The organism is Pseudomonas sp. lyk4-R2A-8 (assembly GCF_030209095.1).
Lineage (GTDB): Bacteria > Pseudomonadota > Gammaproteobacteria > Pseudomonadales > Pseudomonadaceae > Aquipseudomonas > Aquipseudomonas quebecensis.
The window spans coordinates 1-16,770 of the sequence record NZ_JARVSS010000006.1; the positions used below are offsets into that span (position 1 = coordinate 1).

At 61.4% G+C, this 16,770-nt stretch carries 10 protein-coding genes; 8 read left to right on the forward strand and 2 right to left on the reverse strand.

Annotation, left to right across the window (positions count from 1 at the left end; translation table 11 throughout):
- Positions 1 to 686: 686 nt before the first annotated feature.
- Positions 687 to 956, reverse strand: coding sequence for a DUF2790 domain-containing protein (locus QRN10_RS07025; protein WP_181081214.1), 270 nt, complete (start codon positions 954 to 956; stop codon positions 687 to 689).
- Positions 957 to 1,356: 400 nt separating this feature from the next.
- Here QRN10_RS07025 and acs point away from each other — a divergent pair, with 400 nt between their 5' ends.
- From acs to argR, 7 genes are all read left to right on the forward strand, one after another.
- Positions 1,357 to 3,312, forward strand: a complete 1,956-nt coding sequence (acs, locus tag QRN10_RS07030; protein ID WP_181081213.1) for an acetate--CoA ligase — start codon at positions 1,357 to 1,359, stop codon at positions 3,310 to 3,312.
- Between the two features lie 613 nt (positions 3,313 to 3,925).
- Positions 3,926 to 4,711 (forward strand): L-arginine-binding protein AotJ, encoded by a 786-nt coding sequence (aotJ, locus tag QRN10_RS07035; RefSeq protein ID WP_181081212.1) that lies wholly within the window; start codon positions 3,926 to 3,928, stop codon positions 4,709 to 4,711.
- 91 nt (positions 4,712 to 4,802) lie between these two features.
- Positions 4,803 to 5,492, forward strand: a complete 690-nt coding sequence (locus QRN10_RS07040) for an ABC transporter permease (RefSeq protein WP_003193627.1) — start codon at positions 4,803 to 4,805, stop codon at positions 5,490 to 5,492.
- Positions 5,489 to 6,187 (forward strand): ABC transporter permease, encoded by a 699-nt coding sequence (locus QRN10_RS07045; protein WP_181081211.1) that lies wholly within the window; start codon positions 5,489 to 5,491, stop codon positions 6,185 to 6,187. The genes QRN10_RS07040 and QRN10_RS07045 overlap by 4 nt, the downstream gene beginning before the upstream one ends.
- 1 nt (position 6,188) lies before the next feature.
- Positions 6,189 to 7,301 (forward strand): succinylglutamate desuccinylase/aspartoacylase family protein, encoded by a 1,113-nt coding sequence (locus QRN10_RS07050; protein ID WP_253509036.1) that lies wholly within the window; start codon positions 6,189 to 6,191, stop codon positions 7,299 to 7,301.
- A 27-nt stretch (positions 7,302 to 7,328) separates the two neighbouring features.
- Positions 7,329 to 8,093, forward strand: a complete 765-nt coding sequence (locus tag QRN10_RS07055; protein WP_124368064.1) for an ABC transporter ATP-binding protein — start codon at positions 7,329 to 7,331, stop codon at positions 8,091 to 8,093.
- Between the two features lie 144 nt (positions 8,094 to 8,237).
- Positions 8,238 to 9,218, forward strand: a complete 981-nt coding sequence (gene argR / locus QRN10_RS07060) for a transcriptional regulator ArgR (RefSeq protein ID WP_253509034.1) — start codon at positions 8,238 to 8,240, stop codon at positions 9,216 to 9,218.
- Positions 9,219 to 9,222: 4 nt separating this feature from the next.
- Here the strand turns inward: argR and QRN10_RS07065 are convergent, their stop codons facing one another.
- Entirely contained in the window at positions 9,223 to 15,150 is a 5,928-nt protein-coding gene (locus tag QRN10_RS07065; RefSeq protein ID WP_285428077.1) for a dermonecrotic toxin domain-containing protein, read from the reverse strand.
- 303 nt (positions 15,151 to 15,453) lie between these two features.
- Between QRN10_RS07065 and QRN10_RS07070 the strand changes: the two genes are divergently transcribed.
- The gene (locus QRN10_RS07070; RefSeq protein ID WP_253509030.1) at positions 15,454 to 16,674 is read left to right on the forward strand and encodes an aspartate aminotransferase family protein; all 1,221 of its coding nucleotides are present in this window, start codon (positions 15,454 to 15,456) and stop codon (positions 16,672 to 16,674) included.
- Positions 16,675 to 16,770: the final 96 nt, after the last annotated feature.

Below are 16,770 nucleotides of genomic sequence, written 5' to 3' on the forward strand. Positions count from 1 at the left end.
ACCGTCGAGGCGGTCCATGTTGGCTTCGGTGGCGTGGCCGGCGTTGGCGCCTTTGGTGGCTACTTCGCCTTCATCTTCTTTGTCGAATTCGTCCCAGCTCAGCATGACGTGTCGTCTCCTGCGTGAGGGCTCCAAGGTGCCCGTGTGAAACCGGATGGTTGGGTGTTCACACGGCTCTCGGGCCGCGGTGGATCTTAAGGAATCGTTTCTTGCAACAGCTCGCGCAGGCATTAAACGGAAATTGCGTAACGGGTGCTCTGCGTGAGGCTTGAGGGGCGGAGCAACAGGTGCAAGCTCCGGCGGTGGCCTCAGGTCTGGCTCTTCGTCCCTGTGTAAAGGGATATTGCAGGCCCGATTTACCCGCGCATTATAGGGAAAAATTCGGCTTTGTGTTGCGACGGATGGTCTCGGATCAGAGACAAAAAGGCGGCTATTTGAGCCAGAGTGAGGGTTTGCGGGGGGTTGATGGGGTAGGAAATTTTTGACGGGCGGTGGGCTATTTATTGTGGGGGGTAGGGTAGGGCTTTTTGAAGAGAGGAAGGGAGGGGAGGGGCTGAGTGACGACCGCTATCGGGGGCAACCCCATTCCCACATGTACCGCGTGCCTTGCCAGGCGTCGGTTCTTTGCCGCAAGAACGATTTCTTGCGGCGAATAAGATCCGGGTCTGTTCCAACTAACGAAGTTGTTATCCGTTAGAGCAACCATTACCCATCACGTGATAATTAAGAATGTGACGCTGACCTTGGGAATCTTCATATTCCATTTTTACCGGTACAACTTCGCAGACTTCCGGGATGTTGCTCATGGACAACACTTTGGCTACGTCCAGCTTGGTGCTGTAGGTGTAGTCCTCAACAATCGGTGCATTCTGGCCGGCCAGTTCAGTCGGGGCCTCGTCGGCCAGGGCGGCGGTGGCGCACAGGCTGCTGAGGGCCATAACTAATAAAGCTTTCATTACTGTATCTACCTTCTTCAGGGCGAAAGGGGTCACGGGGCCCTTGTGAGGCCGCGTGTGTAACTTAAAAGTTGGGAAGTTCGGATTAACGTTGCCTTCGTGGGGGCTGTTACGGTGTTAATCACGGTGCCTTGGTTGGCGGAACTGATTCTAGGCCTGCGGGTTATATTCATATACCCGTGCTTTTGATAAACACTTTTGGCGGTTTTTGTAACAATCGCCGAATCAGGTTTTTTCCATCTGCGCGCAAAGCCGCGCAGGCAGCGGGCCAGAGCGGTGTAAGGGCATAGCAGGGCAATTTGTAGGGTCTTGTTACTACCATCGTCGAATGGTTCTATAGGCTCACCCCGGCTACAACAGGGGCCATACAAAAACAACTATTGTCACCGAGGTAAGAAAGATGAGTGCGGCTTCCCTGTACCCCGTTCGCCCCGAAGTAGCAGCCAACACGCTGACCGACGAGGCGACCTACAAGGCCATGTACCAGCAGTCGGTGGTCAACCCCGATGGTTTCTGGCGCGAGCAAGCCAAGCGTCTCGACTGGATCAAGCCTTTCACCACGGTGAAGCAGACGTCGTTCGACGATCACCACGTCGACATCAAGTGGTTTGCCGATGGCACCCTGAACGTTTCCTACAACTGCCTGGACCGTCACCTCGCCGAGCGCGGCGACCAGGCGGCGATCATCTGGGAGGGCGATGACCCTGCCGAAAGCCGCACCATCACCTACCGCGAGCTGCACGAAGAAGTCTGCAAGTTCGCCAACGCCCTGCGTGGCCAGGACGTGCACCGTGGTGACGTGGTGACTATCTATATGCCGATGATTCCCGAGGCCGTGGTCGCCATGCTGGCGTGCGCGCGTATCGGTGCAATTCATTCGGTGGTATTCGGTGGTTTTTCGCCGGAGGCCCTGGCCGGTCGTATTATCGACTGTAAGTCGAAAGTGGTGATCACCGCCGACGAAGGTATCCGCGCCGGTAAGAAAATTCCGCTCAAGGCTAATGTCGACGATGCCCTGACCAACCCGGAAACCAGCAGCATCCAGAAGGTCATCGTGTGCAAGCGCACCAATGGCCAGATCAAGTGGAACCAGCATCGCGACATCTGGTACGAAGACCTGATGAAAGTGGCGGGCACCGTGTGTGCGCCCAAAGAGATGGGCGCCGAAGAAGCGCTGTTCATCCTCTACACCTCCGGTTCCACCGGCAAGCCTAAAGGCGTGCAGCACACCACCGGCGGTTACCTGTTGTACGCGGCCCTGACCCATGAGCGCGTGTTCGACTACCGCCCGGGCGAAATCTACTGGTGCACCGCCGACGTCGGCTGGGTCACCGGCCACACCTATATCGTTTACGGCCCGCTGGCCAATGGCGCGACCACGCTGTTGTTCGAAGGCGTGCCGAACTACCCGGACATCACCCGGGTGGCCAAGATCGTCGACAAGCACAAGGTCAATATCCTCTACACCGCACCGACCGCGATCCGCGCGATGATGGCCTCGGGCACCGCCGCCTGCGAAGGCGCCGACGGCAGCAGCCTGCGCCTGCTCGGTTCGGTGGGCGAGCCGATCAACCCGGAAGCCTGGGACTGGTACTACAAGAACGTCGGCCAGTCCCGTTGCCCGATTGTCGACACCTGGTGGCAGACCGAAACCGGCGGCAACATGATGAGCCCGCTGCCCGGCGCCCACGCGCTCAAGCCGGGCTCGGCGGCGCGGCCGTTCTTTGGTGTGGTGCCGGCGTTGGTGGATAACCTCGGCAACCTGATCGAAGGCGCCGCCGAAGGCAACCTGGTGATCCTCGATTCGTGGCCGGGCCAGGCGCGTACGCTGTACGGCGACCATGACCGTTTCGTCGACACCTACTTCAAGACCTTCCGTGGCATGTACTTCACCGGTGACGGTGCGCGTCGTGACGAGGATGGCTACTACTGGATCACCGGGCGCGTGGATGACGTGTTGAACGTGTCCGGCCACCGCATGGGCACCGCCGAGATCGAAAGCGCCATGGTCGCGCACCCTAAAGTTGCCGAAGCGGCGGTGGTGGGTGTGCCGCACGACATCAAGGGCCAGGGCATTTATGTCTACGTCACCTTGAATGGTGGCGAAGAGCCGACCGAAGCGCTGCGTCTGGAGCTGAAAAACTGGGTGCGCAAAGAGATCGGGCCGATTGCTTCGCCGGACGTGATCCAGTGGGCGCCGGGCCTGCCGAAGACGCGTTCGGGCAAGATCATGCGTCGTATCCTGCGCAAGATCGCCACGGCCGAATATGACGGGCTGGGGGATATCTCCACCCTGGCCGACCCGGGTGTGGTGGCGCATTTGATTGAAACGCACAAGACCATGAACGTCGCGTAAGGCGGGGTAGGTGGCAAACAGCCCCATTCGGCGTAGGCCGAGTGGGGCTTTTTTGTCGTTGCTTAAAAACGGTGGACATCCAAGTAGAGCGGGCGCAGAGCGTCCTGGGCTGCATTCCCACGCGGAGCGTGGGAACGATCAAGGTAGAAACCAATAAATATCGGTTTTTCCCGTAGGAGGTTTCTGAATGTTACCGAGCGGTGCAAATGTGTAACCTCCTGCCCAGGCATGAGGCAAAGCGCTACGCTCATGCCGCGAAAAACCGCGTTTTAGACACCCTTTGAAATAAGATTAAACGCCAGACTTGCCGTGCTAGAAGGGTTTGCGAATAATAGGCCCGCAATTTGCAGCATCAACAGGTTTAATATCTTTTGTCTCTGCATAAATTTCAGAGGCTGTCAATGAGCTGGAACCGCTTTCTCGGTGCTTCTGTAAATTGTTGTCGCATTGAGGAAATATCGGCTTCCGGCCTGTCGTTAGAATGCCGATCACTCGCTCGTCGTCGCAGGTAGCCACCGGCGCAGGACGCAGCACCGCTATTCGGTTTTACTCAATCGCATCGTGGGCCCTGGCTCATACTGCTGTTTCTGCCCTATACCGATGGAGTCCCAAGATGAAGAAACTCGTGCTGTTGGGCGCCCTGGCGCTGTCCGTGCTGTCCATGCAGGCTTTCGCTGAAGGCAAGCCGCTGAAAATTGGTATCGAAGCAGCCTACCCTCCGTTCGCATCGAAAGCGCCGGATGGCAGCATCGTCGGTTTCGACTACGACATCGGCAACGCGCTGTGCAAGCAGATGGACGTTAAATGCACCTGGGTCGAGCAGGAATTCGACGGTCTGATCCCCGCGCTGAAAGTGCGCAAGATCGATGCGATCCTGTCGTCCATGTCCATCACCGACGACCGCAAGAAGTCCGTCGACTTCACCAACCGCTACTACCTGACCCCGGCGCGCCTGGTGTTGAAGGAAGGCACGACCGTCAGCGACAGCCTGGATGAGTTGAAAGGCAAGAAGATCGGTGTGCAGCGCGGTTCGATCCATGATCGTTTCGCCAAGGAAGTGCTGGCCCCTAAAGGCGCCACCGTGGTTCCTTACGGCACCCAGAACGAAATCTACCTGGACGTGGCCGCCGGTCGTCTGGACGGCACCGTGGCTGACGCCACCCTGCTGCAGGACGGTTTCCTGAAGACCGACGCCGGCAAAGGCTTCGCGTTTGAAGGCCCGGCATTTACCGACGTGAAATACTTCGGCGACGGCGTAGGCATCGCGGTACGCAAAGGCGACAAGGAAAACCTGGACCGCATCAACGCTGCGATCGCTGCTATCCGTGCCAACGGCGAGTACAAGAAAATCCAGGACAAGTACTTCGACTTCGATATCTACGGCGCCGACGCCAAGTAAATCGTCGCGGCTGTCTGTCCAGAATGGCGCAAGCAACAGAATTCCTGCGGTTTGCGCCATTTTTTCATCCCCCTTTTCGAGGACCTGAATCATGTTGAAAGGCTACGGGGCCGTCATCCTCGATGGCGCATGGTTGACGCTTCAGCTCGCCTTGTCGTCCATGGCCTTGGCCATTGTTCTGGGTCTGATCGGGGTCGCGTTGCGCCTGTCGCCGGTGCGCTGGTTGGCCTGGCTGGGTGACTTGTACTCCACGGTGATCCGCGGGATCCCCGACCTGGTGCTGATCCTGCTGATTTTCTACGGCGGTCAGGACCTGCTCAATCGCGTCGCGCCGCTGCTGGGCTTTGACGACTATATCGACTTGAACCCCTTGGCCGCCGGCATCGGCACCCTGGGTTTCATCTTTGGCGCCTACCTGTCGGAAACCTTCCGCGGCGCCTTCATGGCCATCCCCAAGGGCCAGGCCGAAGCCGGCCTTGCGTATGGCATGAGCAGCTTCCAGGTGTTTTTCCGGGTGATGGTGCCGCAGATGATCCGCCTGGCGATCCCCGGCTTCACCAATAACTGGCTGGTACTGACCAAGGCCACCGCGCTGATCTCGGTAGTGGGCCTGCAAGACATGATGTTCAAGGCCAAGCAGGCGGCCGACGCCACCCGCGAGCCTTTCACCTTCTTCCTCGCAGTGGCGGCGATGTACCTGGTGATCACCAGCGTGTCGTTGCTGGCCTTGCGTTACCTTGAAAAGCGCTACTCGGTAGGCGTAAGGGCGGCTGATCTATGATCTTCGACTACAACGTCATCTGGGAGGCCATGCCGCTGTACCTCGGCGGCCTGGCGACCACCCTGAAACTGCTGGCGATCTCGCTGTTCTTCGGCCTGCTCGTGGCGGTGCCCCTGGGCTTGATGCGGGTGTCCAAGCAGCCGCTGGTCAACGGCGCGGCCTGGCTCTACACCTACGTGATCCGCGGCACGCCGATGCTGGTGCAGCTGTTTCTGATCTACTACGGCCTGGCGCAATTCGAAGCGGTGCGCGAGAGCTTCCTGTGGCCGTGGCTGTCCAGCGCGACGTTCTGCGCGTGCCTGGCCTTTGCGATCAACACCAGCGCCTACACCGCCGAAATCATTGCCGGTAGCCTCAGGGCCACTCCGAATGGCGAGATCGAAGCGGCCAAGGCCATGGGCATGTCGCGCTACAAGCTGTACCGCCGCATCCTGCTGCCGTCGGCTCTGCGCCGCGCGCTGCCGCAGTACAGCAACGAAGTGATCATGATGCTGCAGACCACCAGCCTGGCCTCCATCGTCACATTGATCGACATCACCGGCGCGGCCCGTACCGTCAACGCGCAGTATTACCTGCCGTTCGAAGCGTATATCACCGCCGGCGTGTTCTACCTGTGCCTGACCTTCATCCTGGTGCGCCTGTTCAAGTTGGCCGAGCGCCGCTGGCTGAGCTACCTGGCTCCACGGAAGCACTGATATGGAACGTATCGACCACCTGTTGCCCTGGGGCCACCTGGGCTGCGAGCGCCAGCTGAGTGTGTTCCGTTTCGGCAGCGGCGAGCGCAAGGCGTATATCCAGGCCAGCCTGCACGCCGATGAGCTGCCCGGCATGCGCGCCGCCTGGGAGCTGAAAAAGCGTCTGATCGAACTGGAACGGCAAGGCGCCCTCAACGGCGTGATCGAGCTGGTGCCGGTGGCCAACCCGATGGGCCTTGGGCAGCTGCTGCAAGGCAGCCACCAGGGCCGTTTCGAAGTGGGCAGCGGCAAGAATTTCAATCGCGACTTCGTTGAATTGAGCGAGCCCGTGGCCGAGCTGCTCACCGGCAAGCTGGGGGATGACCCTCACGCCAATGTGCGCCTGATTCGCCAGGCGATGAGCCAGGCGTTGGACGCACTGCCCGAGCCGAGCAGTCAGCTGCAGGGCATGCAGCGCGTATTGCTCAAGCATGCGTGCACCGCCGATATCGTGCTCGACCTGCACTGCGACGCCGAAGCCGCGCTGCACATGTACGCGTTGCCCCAGCACTGGCCGCAGTGGCGTTCGCTCTCGGCGCACCTGAATGTGAAGGTCGGCCTGCTCGCGGAAGACTCCGGCGGCAGTTCGTTCGATGAAGCCTGTTCGCTGCCGTGGTTGCGCTTGTCGCGGGCATTCCCCGAGGCGCAGATCCCGTTGGCGTGCCTGGCGACGACGCTGGAGCTGGGCGGTCAGGCCGACACCGGTCGCGACGAAGCGATCTTCCATGCCGAAGGCATCCTCGCCTTCCTCGCCGAGCAGGGCCTGATCAAAGGCGAGTGGCCGGCGCCGCAACACGAACCGTGCGAAGGCGTGCCGTTCGAAGGCACCGAGTTGCTGTTCGCGCCCCACGCCGGGGTGATCAGTTACCTGCGCAAGGCCGGGGACTGGGTCGACAAAGGCGAACCGATTTTTGAAGTGATTGATCCCCTGACCGACCGCGTGAGCATTATCTGCGCGGGCACCTCGGGGGTGCTGTTTGCCGTTGAACGGCTACGTTATGCCCAAGCGGGTTTCTGGCTGGCCAAGGTGGCGGGGCGCGAAGCGCTGCGACACGGGCGCTTGCTCAACGACTGACCACCTGTTTTTGTGAGAACCGACCGCATGTACAAGCTTGAAGTCCAAGACCTGCATAAACGCTATGGCAGTCATGAAGTGCTCAAAGGCGTGTCCCTGGCCGCCGCCGCCGGTGATGTGATCAGCATCATCGGTTCCAGCGGTTCGGGCAAAAGTACCTTTTTGCGCTGCATCAACCTGCTGGAGCAACCCCACGCCGGCAAGATCCTGCTCAATAACGAAGAGCTGAAACTGGTGGCCAACAAGGACGGCGCCATGAAGGCGGCCGATCCCAAGCAGCTGCAACGCATGCGTTCGCGCCTCTCCATGGTGTTCCAGCATTTCAACCTGTGGTCGCACATGACCGCGTTGGAAAACGTGATGGAAGCACCGGTGCATGTGCTGGGCATGTCGAAAAAAGACGCCCGTGAAAAGGCCGAGCACTACCTGGCCAAGGTCGGCGTGGGCCATCGCAAGGATGCGTTCCCCGGCCATATGTCCGGCGGCGAGCAGCAGCGCGTGGCGATTGCCCGTGCCCTGGCGATGGAACCGGAGGTGATGCTGTTCGACGAACCCACCTCGGCCCTCGACCCTGAGCTGGTGGGCGAAGTGCTCAAGGTGATGCAGGACCTGGCCCTGGAAGGCCGCACCATGGTGGTGGTGACCCACGAAATGGGCTTTGCTCGTGAAGTGTCCAACCAGTTGGTGTTTTTGCACAAAGGCATCGTCGAAGAACGCGGCAACCCGCGTGAAGTGCTGGTGAATCCACAATCGGAGCGGTTGCAGCAGTTCCTGTCCGGCAGCTTGAAGTAGCCACTCCGTGTGAGCGCTGCTTTATGTGGGAGGGGGCAAGCCCCCGCCCACATTGGATATTCATCGTTTTTGAGATTTGTGTTCATTTACGGGCTAGCATTGGCCCACGGCTTCTTTCACTGTTTTTGCTTCGGATAGCCTTCCATGACCGCCCACAAAATTGGTTTCCTGATCTGGCCCAGCACAAAAGCACTCACGCTTGCGCTGGCTGAGGAGGCCTTGCGCGTGGCCCAGCGGGTGCATCCGGAAGTGGTCTACGAGCTGTCGTTTCTGCTTGCCGAACCTGCCGCCGAAGGTGCCTGGCAACTGCCGGGCGAGCCGTGGGCCGGCAAGCTCGAAGGCTTTCAGAAACTGTTCCTGCTGGCCGACGAGCCACCTGCCGTCATCGCCTCTCAACTGAGCAGCGCGCTCAAGCAATTGGTGCGCGCCGGGTGTGTGATCGGCGGGTTGTCGGCCGGCGTCTATCCGTTGGCCCAGCTCGGTCTGCTCGACGGCTACCGTGCCGCCGTGCACTGGCGCTGGCAGGACGACTTTGCCGAGCGCTTCCCCAAGGTCATCGCCACCAGCCATCTGTTCGATTGGGACCGCGACCGCCTGACCGCCTGCGGCGGCATGTCGGTGCTCGACCTGCTGCTGGCGGTGCTGGCCCGTGACCACGGCGCCGAACTGGCCGGTGCGGTGTCCGAAGAACTGGTGGTCGAGCGCATCCGCGAAGGCGGCGAGCGCCAGCGTATCCCCCTGCAAAACCGCCTGGGCTCCAGCCATCCGAAGCTGACCCAGGCAGTGCTGCTGATGGAAGCCAACATCGAAGAGCCGCTGACCACCGACGAAATCGCCCAGCACGTGTGCGTGTCGCGACGACAACTGGAACGCATCTTCAAGCAATACCTCAATCGCGTCCCCAGCCAGTACTACCTGGAACTGCGCCTGAACAAGGCGCGCCAGATGCTCATGCAAACCAGCAAGTCGATCATCCAGATCGGCCTGTCCTGCGGCTTCTCTTCGGGGCCGCACTTCTCCAGCGCCTACCGCAATTTCTTCGGCGCCACCCCCCGTGAAGACCGCAACCAGCGCCGCAGCAGCAGCCCATTCGAGTTGTCGTCGGTGCCGGCCGAGCGCGGCTGACGGGTTACTCCTCCACGGGCTCCGGCGGTGTCGGCGGCGCCAGAGGGGCGCCTGCATCATCGTGGGCCGCATCCGCGACTCCCAGGTCATTGCCGGTCTGCAAGAAATAGGTTCTTAAACGCTCGATGCTGGCAGGCGAAAACGAGTTCCCACTGAAGTCAGACTCTTCATCGAAGGGCAGTTGCCGTTCGAGGATGTCGGCGGGCACCTCTACGATGGCGTTGTCGCTGACGTCCAATGTGGTCAGGTGATGCAGGCCAAATACGCCACTGGGAAACTCGGTGAGCCCGACGTCCTGCATATACAGCGACTGCAGGTTGGACAGCTGGCTCACGTCAATCGGCAGGCCCAGTGGGTTCTCGCTCAGGTCCAGGTACTCCAGTTGCGTCATCGCCGCCAGCGCGCCGGCGGTTTCCTCAGTCAGGATAATCCGGCATTCCTGAAGGCTCAGGGAGGTCAGGCTGGGTATGTCGAATATCGAGGAAGGCAGCTTGCTCAGGGCGTAACGGAACACCGACAGGCTTTTGAGTTTGGGAAAGCCTGCGAGCAACCCGTCGATGTCGGTGGTGATGTCGCCCGTGCTCAGGTCCAGTCGAGAGATGTGTTCGAAACGCGCGTTCAACCTCGGTAGTGCGCCACGCAGCGGTGTCTCAAACGTCAGCTCGTGAGTGGGTGGCTCGCCGCCATTGAGTTCATCCAACGGACTCTCGCGGCGCCAGCCCTGTTCCAGCAACTCTTTGAACATCAGGCGGTTGATCTGCTCCTGGGCCTGGAGCTGCTCATCCATCCGGGCGCCTTGCGTGGGCTCGGGTGCCGGGACATCCAGTGCCCACGTCTGCAAATCTGCGCAGAGCTGGCGGTACTCGGCTTCCAGGCTGTCGAGTGCTCGAGGTACGGCGTCCATATCGCCTGGCAGGTTGAACACAAAACGGTTGGCCTCCGCCGAAGAGAATGTTGGGTAAAGCACTGATACCCGCGCGCGCTCGTTGGCTGGCGCATCGGCTTGCAGATGCTCGCCCTGGGCCTGGCTGTAGGTTTTGATGTGCTGCAATGCCTGGCGCGACAGCGGGTTGCCCGATAGGTTGAAGGCTCTGGTGGCCGACGCAGGCAGTGCGAACAAATCCTCGGGCAACTGGCTGATCCGGTTGTGGCTCAGGTTGATTTCACGGCGTCCCGTGGGCACCAGCAGGCTGGCGGGGAGCTCGGTCATGCCGGTGTTTTGCAGCGATAGCCTGAACAACCTGGGCAGACGTTCGAAATCGGGTAGGTGGGTGAGCGGGTTGTGACTGAGGTCCAGGTGCTCAAGGTAGTACAGGCCGATAAGGCCTTGTTCCTCGCCGGCCGACAGGCGCACGCCGCAGCGTGGCAGCTGCAGCGAGACCAGGTAGGGCAGCTCGAAGACCGTGGGTGGAATGGCACCGAGCAAGGCGTTTTCCACCCGCAGGCTGGTCAGTTGAGGAAACGCTTTAAGGAACTGCGCCACTTGCAGTGGGCTGGCGTTACCTTGCAGCTCAAGCGATGAAACCTCGCGGAAAAGCACGCCCAGCGCCGGCAGGTCACCGGCAAGCGGCGAGGGAACACGCAGTGCGTAGGTCGGTACGATGCTGGTACTGCGCTCGTCCAACGCCGACTCCTTGCGCCAGCAGGCTTCAAGCAATGCCTTGAAGGTCTGGCGCGTCTGGATGTCCTGCGGACGTGGCGCTTGCGTGGCCCATTGGGTCAATTCTGTCTGCAGGGCTGTGTACTCCTGCTCAAGGCGTGTCAGTTCTATTCGCCCCATTTCCAAAGTGCCGTGCAGGCCAAAGATAAAACTGCGCACTTCACTGTCATTGAAGGACGGATAAAGCGCTTTAACCCGGGCGACGTCCAAGGCGTGTGGCGTGGCTTCCCAGTGGCTGCCGGTGCGTTGGAAGTAGATTTTCACCTGTTCCAGGGTCGTCGGGGTGAACGGGTTGTTCGCCAGGTCGAAGTGTTCGCTGACAGCCGCCGGCAAGGTGAACAGCTCGGCGGGCAACGCGCTGATGCGGTTGTTCGACAGGATCGCGGCTTCCAGTCGCGGGCGATTCGCCAGGCCTGGCGGTACTTCGGTGATACCTGTGTGGTTGAGGTCCAGAAAGCTCAGCTGCGGCATGTTCGTCACATCGGGCGTGATGCCCAACGGGTTGTTGTAGAGATCCAGGCTTCTGAGGCGCGTCATGGCCGACAGCGTTTGCGCGCTCCGGGCATTCAAGGTGATCGAACAGTTGCTCAGAATCAGTTCATTGAGGTGCGGCATGCCCGGTGTGGCGGCGGGAAGTGCGTTCAGCGGCATGTCGCGCACCGCCAGCAGGCGCAGGTTTGGAAACAGCGCCAGGAAGGCGTCGAGGTGCGCGACCGGGCGCTCGCTGCCTTGCAGTTCCAGGAGTGTCACGTGAGGCAAGCGTGCGGTCAGTTGTGGCAGCTCGCCTTCGATGGGGGCGCTGAGCAGCAGGCGCAGGCCGTTGCGGGTGATCGGCTCATAGTAGTCGTCGACCGTGGTTTCGTGGCGCCAGGCGCGCCGGATTTCATCGGCCCAAAGGCGGCGATTGCGCCTTGCATACGTGTAATCCTGATGCCTCAGGCGTTCTCCGGTGGTGGACCGCTGAGGTGTATTGCTTTCCCAGATATCCAGGTCATTGTCCAGTTGCGCGTATTCGACTCTCAGTGCCGCCACCGCGCTCGAGGGTCCACCGGGTAGGCGCTGCAGGGTGATGACCAGCGCATTGATGCGTTCTTGAGAGAGGCGGGGATAGAGCTGTTGCAACTGCGCCTGGATGCTTGGCACGGTGCCGGGCTGGTGCGCGGGTGCCGCTCGATAACCCTCCATGCCGCCGAGCAGGCGCATGGTACTGGGGTCATGGCTGGGCTTGAGAATGGGATCGGCCGCCAGTAACGGGCTGAGTTGGCGGTGTTCCAGTGCGTGTTCGGCCATTGCCTGCCTGAGCTGCGGGCCTTGGCCGATGTGCAGGCCCAGTGCGTCACGTTGGGTGTCGGGCAGGGCCTGCAGGACGGCGGTGTACAGGTCGGTGACCCCGAGCAGCTCATCGGTGAGCGTGGTCGGTGTATAGCCTCCGGTTTCGTGGCGGATCAAGGTTCGGTGGATAGGGGCGCTGGCGCTGCCAATGCTGTCGCGCAGCGGGCCGCTGGCACTGTAGTCCCTGACCTCGATACGCACGTCACTCGACCAACCCGGCAGGCGCTGCAATGAATGCAGGGCCAGGCGGTGGGTGTCCAGCGAAGCCAGCGACTCCCGATACAGCCCTTCATAGGCGCGAGCCACGCGTACCTGATGCAAGGCGGCGCGTGCCCGCTGTTGAAGGGATTGCGGGATATTGCCCTGGTTCAGCTCACGCAGTTCGCTGGTGCTGGCGTGATGCAGCAGCGCTTCGGCGGCGCTCAGAGGCAGGCCGCGCTCTGCGTTGATAAGACTTTGCAACCCAGCGTCGGTGGTGTGTTCCAGGCTGTGGTAGCGCGACTCGAACAGCGCCGCATGTTTGTCCTGGGCCAGGTCGGCCAATCGAGCCCTGAGGGTCCCGGCTCGTGCCTCCAGGGAGATCGGCGGCAAGCCGAACTCTTCCTCCAGCAACTGTTTACGTTCAGGTTCGTCCAGTGCATGCAGCAGGGTTTTCAACAGGTCGCCGTTCGTTAACTGTTCCTCGGGTATCTGCACCACGGCGGCATCCGGGTTGCCGACGACTTCCCAGGCAACGGTGCCGTGGCGGTCGAGAAAACGCAGGGTTTTGGTCTTGGGCCACAGGCCGTAACGGGTCAGCAGGAACAGCTGGGTCTGGGCATCGGCGTGACTATATACGGCCGGATCGTCGCTGCGCAGTTGAGCGGCGAAGGTGTGCAGGTCGTGGTCGATCTTGAAGCGCCTGAGGCTGTCGGCCAAGAGTGCCGGCGGCGGCTGCCGGTTCAGGTAGTGCGCGCGCAGCGCATCGTCATCGACCCCGCTGATGTGGCGAACCTGCTCCAGTTGGGCATCGCTCAGGGCATCGACCTGATGGCCGAGCCGGCGCAACAGGGTCGGGCGGTCCCACGCCAGCGGGTAGTCCAGTTCGGTGACCCAGGCACCGCGGTCATTGGTGTACAGGCGCGGACGGTAGGCATCGGGGCGTGAAGGATGTTGCAGGCGATAGTGCCCGGTTACAGGGTCCGTCGCCACGGCGTAGTGCTGGCCGGCCAGGGGCAGGACGTCTTTGCCGGCGTGGCGATACAGGCCCTTGGCATCGGGCATGGCGTCGGCGGGCAGCGACAGGTCGTGGGCATAGGGTGCCAGGTCCGCATTCCACAGCCTGGAGGAGCCATCCTTGCGCATGACCGGTGTGAGCGTGTCAAAAAATGCCCACACGTGCGCGGGCAGCGCCTGGCGCAGCAAACTTTCGGCGATGGGCAGGCCGGTGGCGAACAGGCCCAGTTGCACCAGTTGTTCAAGCACCGACATCAGGTGTTCGAAGGCTTGGTCCTTGACGCCTTCGGCCCAGTCGACAATGCCCTCGAAGGTCTCATCGAGCAATTGGTAGGCGGTGTAGCCGAGCATCAACAGCCCCAGTGGCGGCACGAAAGGCGCGGCGATGAAGGCGACGACCTGCAGCAAGGCCGAACTGATCTTACCCAGCAGGTCCCAACGCCGCCAGCGCGCCTGCTGGTCGACGCTGGCGGTAGCGATCGCCATGCTCCGCGCATCGTTGAGCAGCTTATTCAAGTGGCTGTGGTAGAGGTGCTCGAACAGGTCTTCGCCGAAAGGGGTGGAGACCGCTTGCAGGTCAGGAGCGGCTGTCGGTGTTTCGCGCCAGCTGGGGCGTGCGTCCCCCTGGGTGTGTGGATGCCAGGTGACTTCGCTGAGGCGCGTGTCCAGCAGGGTGAAAAAACGGCCCTGTTCCTCATGGCCGACAAAATGGCTGAAAAAGCGCTGGTACTTGGGATGGCGCAGTTTGATCGTCAGTTCCTGCATGAAGTGGGCGGTGGAGGGGTAGTACTTGAGCGGGTGTTCCGGGTCGCCGGGAATGTAGGCCACTACGGGCACCACGGTTTGACTGCGTTCAAGGTCTGCGGCAAACAGCACGATGCCGGTGAGCGGGGTGGACAGCAGGCTCAAGTCGTGACGCAGCAGCGAAGTGCAGTCCTGGCCATTGAACAGGCGCGCGAGGGGATCAACACTGGCTTGCGGGATGTCGCCCTTCATCCGTGCCATCTGCAAGGCGACCTTCAAGGCCGACTGGTGGCTTTGCCTGAGCTTGAGCTGCAGGGCCGCCTTGGCCGCCGCATCCTGCACCCCCAGGTACTGCTCGAGGTAGGCGCTGTACTGGCGGCCGATATCCAGCTCGCGGCATAGCTGGGTGAAGGCGGGTACGCTGATGCGGGTGGCGACGCCGGGCAGGCTTTCGAAATGGCCATCGGCACCGGGGCGGGTGATGAAGGTGGACGCTTCTTCGTACGCGCCTTCTCGGGTTTCCGATTCTTCGAAGTTGTGCAACGCCGCTTCCAGCAGCGACACCGTCCAGGTACGCGCGGCACCGGACTTGACCTTGAGCCAGGGAATGGTGGCGGGGATATAGAGCCGAAGGTAGGTGCTGCGCACATCACGCTCGACACCGAAGCGCTGCTTGAGGGCTTGTTGCAGAATCGGTGCGCCGAAGTCTTGGGGGGATTTGAGGCTGGTCATCACCCGGTCCACTTGGTTTTGCGCGGCCCACGCTTCGCCGATCAGCGGCTTGAGCGCGTCATGTTGCTCGGCGGTGGCATTCGCATGCCAGGGCTCGATGCGCGGGGTGACAGCCTTGAGGGCTGCCCGGCGAGCATCGGACGCGTTGCCCAGCCAGGCGGGAATGGCCTTCGCCAGTAGGTCGTGGTGAAGGTCGCGATAGGTGGGAAGTAAATCGAGCGGGGCGGTTGGGTCGGGTTGCACGGGCATCGGCTGGCGCCTTCATGTGGTAAATGAAGGCCTAGCAAGCCAGAGGGTGACATAGGGGCGGTGTTAGATAGTTGCGCGGCTTGTCCGGATTAAAACAATCCGCCTTGGCCTGCCTCTGCGGCTTTACACGGTTTAAACTGCGCCATTGCGACGCTATTTGTCGCATTGGCGTAAACCCACGAAAATCGCGGGTTGGCGCTATAAGAAGTTGTCGCTTGGCGGCAAGGCCGCGCCGAAAACTGTCCTTACAATCCCTGCATCGCCCGCCAGTTCCAGGCAGGCGTTCCTCTTCAGGAGACTCCGATGTCCGTTGAGCAAGCCCCGGTGCAACGTGCCGATTTCGACCAGGTCATGGTTCCCAACTACGCACCTGCCGCGTTCATTCCCGTGCGTGGCGCAGGTTCACGTGTATGGGACCAGGCCGGTCGCGAGCTGATCGACTTTGCTGGCGGCATCGCGGTCAACGTATTGGGCCATGCCCACCCGGCGTTGGTCGGCGCGTTGACCGAACAGGCCAACAAGCTGTGGCATGTCTCCAACGTGTTCACCAACGAGCCGGCCCTGCGCCTGGCGCATAAGCTGATCGACGCCACGTTTGCCGAGCGCGTGTTCTTCTGCAACTCCGGCGCCGAGGCCAACGAGGCCGCCTTCAAGCTGGCCCGCCGCGTGGCGTTCGACCGCTTCGGCAGCGAAAAATACGAGATCATTGCCGCGCTCAACAGCTTCCACGGCCGTACCCTGTTCACCGTCAACGTCGGTGGGCAGTCCAAGTACTCCGATGGTTTCGGGCCTAAAATCACCGGCATCACCCACGTTCCTTATAACGACTTGGAAGCGCTGAAAGCCGCCGTGTCGGATAAGACCTGCGCCGTTGTATTGGAACCGATCCAGGGCGAAGGCGGCGTACTGCCGGCCGAACTGGCTTACCTGCAAGGCGCCCGCGACCTGTGCGACGCGAACAACGCGCTGCTGGTGTTCGACGAAGTGCAGACCGGCATGGGCCGCAGCGGCCACCTGTTCGCCTACCAGCATTACGGCGTGACCCCGGACATCCTCACCAGCGCCAAGAGCCTGGGTGGCGGTTTCCCGATCGCGGCGATGCTCACCACCGAAGCGCTGGCCAAGCACCTGGTGGTCGGCACCCACGGCACCACTTACGGCGGCAACCCGCTGGCATGTGCGGTGGCTGAAGCGGTGATCGATGTGATCAACACCCCTGAGGTGCTGGCGGGCGTGAAGGCCAAGCACGCACTGTTCAAGGCGCGCCTGGAGCAGATCGGCAAGCAGTACGGCCTGTTCACCGAAGTACGCGGCATGGGCCTGCTGATCGGTTGCGTATTGAGCGATGCATTCAAGGGCAAGGCCAAGGACGTGTTCAACGCGGCCGAAAAAGAAAACCTGATGATCCTGCAAGCCGGCCCGGACGTGGTGCGTTTTGCCCCGAGCCTGGTGGTGGATGAGGCGGACATCAGCGAAGGCCTGGACCGTTTCGAGCGTGCGGTAAAGACGCTGACCCAAGCCTGATACACATCTGTCTGTCGGACCGGATCAAATGTGGGAGGGGCTTGCCCCCGATGGCGGTGTATCAGTCACAGATGTATCAACTGACAGACTGCTATC